This window comes from Inquilinus sp. OTU3971, from assembly GCF_038440215.1.
Window position 1 is genome coordinate 1 of the sequence record NZ_JASATH010000297.1, and the last position, 6103, is coordinate 6103.

General features: G+C 68.0%; 5 protein-coding genes. All 5 read left to right on the forward strand.

All coding sequences use genetic code 11. From position 1 onward, the window contains the following. The coding region (infB, locus tag AAHM41_RS38135; RefSeq protein ID WP_342241860.1) for a translation initiation factor IF-2 at positions 1–1920 on the forward strand (1920 nt) is incomplete at its 5' end. 120 nt (positions 1921–2040) lie between these two features. Beyond that, on the forward strand, positions 2041–2472 hold the full coding sequence (rbfA, locus tag AAHM41_RS38140; protein ID WP_342241861.1) for a 30S ribosome-binding factor RbfA: 432 nt from the start codon (positions 2041–2043) through the stop codon (positions 2470–2472). After that, positions 2462–3418 (forward strand): tRNA pseudouridine(55) synthase TruB, encoded by a 957-nt coding sequence (gene truB / locus AAHM41_RS38145; protein WP_342241862.1) that lies wholly within the window; start codon positions 2462–2464, stop codon positions 3416–3418. The genes rbfA and truB overlap by 11 nt, the downstream gene beginning before the upstream one ends. Before the next feature lie 14 nt (positions 3419–3432). After that, positions 3433–3702 (forward strand): 30S ribosomal protein S15, encoded by a 270-nt coding sequence (gene rpsO / locus AAHM41_RS38150; RefSeq protein ID WP_138885782.1) that lies wholly within the window; start codon positions 3433–3435, stop codon positions 3700–3702. Between the two features lie 230 nt (positions 3703–3932). After that, positions 3933–6083, forward strand: coding sequence for a polyribonucleotide nucleotidyltransferase (gene pnp / locus AAHM41_RS38155; RefSeq protein ID WP_342241863.1), 2151 nt, complete (start codon positions 3933–3935; stop codon positions 6081–6083). The last annotated feature ends 20 nt before the right edge of the window (positions 6084–6103 follow it).

Below are 6103 nucleotides of genomic sequence, written 5' to 3' on the forward strand. Positions count from 1 at the left end.
GGCCCCGGCAAGTCCGAGCCGAAGCGCCGCTCCGGCAAGATGACCGTGGTGCAGGCGCTGAGCGACGACGGCGAGACCCGCGGCCGCAGCCTGGCGGCGATGCGCCGGGCCCGCGAACGCGAGCGCCTGGCCCAGCTGAGCCAGAATCAGGAGAAGTTCTCCCGCGAGGTGATCATCCCCGAGGTCATCACCGTGCAGGAGCTGGCCAACCGCATGGCCGAGCGCGGCGGCGACGTGGTCAAGTCGCTGATGCGCATGGGAGTGATGGCGACGATCACCCAGTCGATCGATGCCGATACCGCCGAGCTGGTGGTGGCGGAATTTGGACATAAGGTAAAGCGCGTGGCCGAATCCGACGTCGAGATCGGCCTGCGCGGCGACGAGGACGTGGCGGAGAACCTGCAGCCGCGGCCCCCGGTCGTCACCATCATGGGCCATGTCGACCACGGCAAGACATCGCTGCTGGACGCGCTGCGCCACACCAACGTGGTGTCCGGCGAGGCCGGCGGCATCACCCAGCACATCGGCGCCTACCAGGTGCAGGTCGCATCGGGCCAGCGCGTCACCTTCATCGACACGCCGGGCCACGCCGCCTTCACCGAGATGCGCGCCCGCGGCGCCAACACCACCGACATCGTCGTCCTGGTGGTGGCCGCCAATGACGGCGTCATGCCGCAGACAGTCGAGGCCATCCGCCACGCCCGCGCGGCGGGGGTGCCGATCATCGTCGCGATCAACAAGATCGACCTGCCCGACGCCAAGCCGGAGCGCGTGCGCACCGAGCTGCTGCAGCACGAGATCGTGGTCGAGGAGATGGGCGGCGAGACGCTCGACGTCCCGGTCTCGGCCAAGACCGGCGCCGGCCTCGACAAGCTGGTCGAGACCATCCTGCTGCAGGCCGAGGTGCTCGACCTCAAGGCCAACCCGGATCGGCCGGCCGAAGGCTCGGTGATCGAGGCGAAGCTGGAGCGCGGCCGCGGTTCGGTCGCGACCGTCCTGGTCCAGCGCGGCACCGTCAAGGTCGGCGACATCTTCGTCACCGGCGGCGAATGGGGCCGCGTGCGCGCCCTGCTCGACGATCGTGGCCAGAACCTGAAGTCGGCGGGCCCGGCCCAGCCGGTCGAGGTCCTGGGTCTCAACGGCACGCCGCTCGCCGGCGACGACTTCGTGGTCGTCGACAGCGAGAGCCGGGCCCGCGAGATCACCGAGTTCCGCACCCGCAAGCGCCGCGAGGCGTCCCATGTCGCCACCGCGCGCGGCTCGCTCGAGCAGATGTTCGAGAAGATCCGCGAAGGCGAGGCGAAGGAGCTGCCGGTCATCATCAAGGGTGACGTGCAGGGTTCGGTCGAAGCCATCGCCGGTTCGCTGGAGAAGGCTGCGGGCGACAATGTCGAGGTGAAGGTCCGGGTGCTGCATTCCGCGGTCGGCGCCATCACCGAGAGCGACGTCACCCTCGCCGCCTCGACCGGCGCCATGCTGATCGGCTTCAACGTCCGCGCCAACCCGCAGGCGCGGGAGATGGCCAAACGCGACGGTGTGGAGATCCGCTACTACTCGATCATCTACAACGTGATCGACGATGTGAAGGCGGCCCTGACCGGCCTGCTGGCGCCGAAGATGCGCGAGAACTATATCGGCAACGCCGAGATCCGCGAGGTGTTCAACATCACCAAGGTCGGCAAGGTCGCCGGCTGCATGATCACCAACGGCGTGGTCAAGCGCGGTGCCGGTGTCCGCCTGCTGCGCGACAACGTCGTGGTCCACGAGGGCACGCTGAAGACCCTGAAGCGCTTCAAGGATGAAGTCCGCGAAGTGCGTGAGGGCTACGAATGCGGCATGGCCTTCGAGAATTACGACGACATCCGCGCCGGCGACGTGATCGAGTGCTTCGAGCTGGTCGAGGAAGTCCGCGCGCTCTAGGGCCGGGCTTCCTGATTTCCTGCACCATCGCCGCCGATCGGGACTATCCTTGATCGGCGGCGGATGGATCCTTCCCCACGGTCCGGCTGTGCCGGACCGCGGCGTTTTGAGAACGACCCCATGCGACACAACACTGCCAATGGCCCGAGCCAACGCCAACTGCGCGTCGGCGAGGAGCTGCGTCACGCCCTGGCCGCCATCCTGCTGCGCGGCGAGATGCACGATCCCGACCTTGCCGGCGTCTCGATCACCGTCTCCGAGGTCCGGCCCAGCCCGGACATGAAGCACGCCACCGTCTTCGTCACCACGCTGAACGGCGACAAGATGGACGTCGTGCTGCCGGCGCTGCGCCGTGCCGCATCCTTCCTGCGCGGCCAGGTCGCGAAGACCGTCCGGCTGCGCCACACGCCCCAGCTCAGCTTCCAGGCCGACACTTCGTTCGACTATGCGCAGAAGATCAACACGCTGCTGCACCAGGACGTGATCGCCCGCGACCTGTCCGACGACGAAGAGCGGTCGGACGACAGGGCGGACGACACCGATGGCGCGTAAAAGGCGCGGCCGGCCGGTGCATGGCTGGGTGGTGGTCGACAAGCCGGTCGGCGTCACCTCGACCCAGGTGGTCGGCCGCATCCGCCGGATCTTCGATGCCGAGAAGGCCGGCCATGCCGGCACGCTGGACCCGCTGGCCAGCGGCATCCTGCCGATCGCGCTGGGCGAGGCCACCAAGACCGTGCCCTACGCCATGGACGGCGAGAAGACCTACCGCTTCACCGTCCGCTGGGGCGAGGCGCGCGACACCGACGACACCGAAGGCCAGGTCACCGCGACCAGCGAAATCCGCCCCAAGCCCGATGCCATCGCCGCGATCATCCCGCGTTTCATCGGCGAGATCAGCCAGGTGCCGCCGGCCTTCTCCGCGATCAAGGTGGATGGCGAGCGCGCCTACGACCTGGCCCGCGCCGGCGAGGCGGTGCAGCTGGCGCCGCGGCTGATCCGGATCGACGACCTGCGCCTGGCCGAGATCCCCGACCGCGACCACGCCACCTTCGACGTGCAGTCCGGCAAGGGCGCCTATATGCGCGGCCTGGCCCGCGACATCGCCCTCGCCCTCGGCACGGTGGGACACATCGTCGCATTGCGCCGCACGCGAGTCGGGCCCTTCGGCCTTGACGACGCGGTCCCCTTGGAGCATATCGACGCGCTAGCCAAGCAGCCGGGGGCCGAGCAATCGGCCCTCGACGGCATTCTGCTTCCGGTCGAGACCCCGCTGGACGACATCCCGGCGGTGGCCCTGACGGAAGCTGAAGCGCATCGGATGCGGCACGGCCAGTCGGTCGCGCTGCTACGGCGCTCGGATCGCGAGCGGATCGCCGCCCTCGATCTCGATCCGGACAACCCGGACGCCATCGTTCTGGCCACCTGCGGGGACGCCCCCGTGGCCCTGGCCCGTATCGACGGCGGCGAGATCCGGCCGGTGCGCATCCTCAACCTCTGATTCAGGAGACCACGATGTCGATTACGCCGGAGCGCAAGCAGGAAGTCATTGGCACCTACGCCCCCAAGGCAGGGGACACCGGTTCGCCGGAGGTGCAGGTCGCAATCCTGTCCGAGCGCATTGCCAACCTGACCGAACACCTGAAGACCCATTCGAAGGACTTCCACAGCCGTCGGGGTCTTCTGATCATGGTCGGCCGCCGCCGCCGCCTGCTCGACTATCTCAAGCGCAAGAGCGTCGCGCGCTATGACGAGATCATCAAGCGTCTCGGCCTGCGTCGCTGACCCTGCGTATGCACCCTCCTTCCCATGTCATTCCCGCGAAAGCGGGAATCTCCAGCCGTTTTGGACGTGATGAGATCCTCGCCTCCGCGGGGAAGACGACAGGGACGGAGTTTCCGGTTTCGTGACATCGGCGCCGCCGGCCCCCAGCCGGCGGAGCTTGTCGTATTTCGCCCCCGGGCCCGGCGTGGAGAGGCCCGACCCCGATAGGCCCCTGCGGCACGGGGTGTCCGATGGAAGGAAAAGCGATGTTCAACATCTATCGCAAAGAGATCAACTGGGGCGGCCGCAAGCTGGTCCTCGAGACGGGCAAGATCGCCCGCCAGGCCGATGGCGCCGTGCTCGTCACCTATGGTGAGAGCGTCGTGCTCTGCACCGCGGTCGGGTCGAAGCAGAAGTCGAAGTTCGACTTCTTCCCGCTGACCGTGAACTACCAGGAGAAGGCGTTCGCCGCCGGCAAGATCCCGGGTGGCTTCTTCAAGCGCGAAGGCCGCCCGTCCGAGAACGAGACGCTGGTCAGCCGCCTGATCGACCGCCCGATCCGCCCGCTGTTCCACCCGAGCTACCGCAACGAGACCCAGGTCGTCGCCACGGTGCTGAGCCACGATCTGGAGAATGATCCGGACATCGCGGCCCTGGTCGGCGCCTCCGCCGCCCTGACCATCTCGGGGATCCCGTTCCTGGGCCCGATCGGCGCCGCCCGCGTCGGCTACATCGACGGCCAGTACGTGCTGAACCCGACGATCGCCCAGACCGCCGAGAGCCAGCTCGACCTCGTGGTCGCCGGCACCGACGAAGGCGTGCTGATGGTCGAGTCCGAGGCGCATGAGCTGACCGAGGAGATCATGCTCGGCGCCGTCGCCTTCGGCCACGCCGCCGCCAAGCAGGTGATCCAGGCGATCATCGAGCTGGCCGAGCTGTGCGCCAAGGAGCCCTGGGCCCTGACCGAGGAGCCGTCCGAGGTCGCCGCCGTCCGCGGCAAGTTCCAGTCCGTCGCCGGCGAGCTGCGCGACGCCTACAAGATCGTGCGCAAGCAGGACCGCTACGCCGCGGTCGACGCGGTCAAGGAGAAGGCGCTGGCCCTGCTCGAGGGCAACGAGGCCGAGCTGGCCGTCGGCGCCAAGGTGTTCAAGGATTTCGAGAGCGACATCGTTCGCGGCAACGTCCTGGACACCGGCCTGCGCATCGACGGCCGCGACACCAAGACGGTCCGCCCGATCGTCGCCGAAGTCGGCGTGCTGAAGCGGGCCCATGGTTCGGCCCTGTTCACCCGCGGCGAGACCCAGGCGCTGGTGGTCACCACGCTGGGCACCGGCCAGGACGAGCAGATCATCGACGCGCTCGAGGGCGAGTACCGCGAGAACTTCATGCTGCACTACAACTTCCCGCCCTATTCGGTCGGTGAAGCGGGGCGCATGGGTAGCCCGGGCCGCCGCGAGATCGGCCACGGCAAGCTGGCCTGGCGGTCGATCCACCCGGTGCTGCCGTCGAAGGAGCAGTTCCCCTACACCATCCGCGTGGTGTCGGAGATCACCGAGTCGAACGGTTCGTCCTCGATGGCCACGGTCTGCGGCTCGTCGCTGGCGCTGATGGATGCCGGCGTGCCGCTGGGCAGCCCGGTGGCCGGCATCGCCATGGGCCTGATCAAGGAGGGCGACCGCTTCGCCGTCCTGACCGACATCCTGGGCGACGAGGACCATCTCGGCGACATGGACTTCAAGGTGGCCGGCACCGAGCGCGGCGTCACCAGCCTGCAGATGGACATCAAGATCACCTCGATCACCGAGGAGATCATGAAGATCGCGCTGGAGCAGGCGCGCGAAGGCCGCGTCCACATCCTGGGCGAGATGGCCAAGGCGCTGTCGGCGGCCCGCGGCGAGGTTAACAAGAACGCGCCGCGCATCACCACCTTCTCGATCCCGAAGGACAAGATCCGCGAAGTCATCGGCACCGGCGGCAAGGTGATCCGCGAGATCACCGAGACCACCGGCGCGAAGATCGACATCGAGGACGACGGCACCATCAAGGTGGCGGCGGTCGACGAGACGGCCGCCGAGGCGGCGATCAACTGGATCAAGGGCATCGTCGCCGAGCCCGAGGTCGGCAAGATCTATAGCGGCAAGGTGGTGAAGGCGGTCGATTTCGGCGCCTTCGTCAACTTCCTGGGCAGCCGCGACGGCCTGGTCCACATCTCGGAGATGCGGCCGGGCCGCGTCGCCAAGGTGGCGGACGTGGTCAAGGTCGGCGACGAGGTCAAGGTCAAGGTCCTGGGCTTCGACGACCGCGGCAAGATCAAGCTGTCGATGAAGTTCATCGACCAGCAGACCGGCGCCGAGCTGCCCCGCGAGGAGCAGTCGCGGTCGCAGCCGGAGACGACGTTCTGAGGCTTCGCTTTGGGGAATCA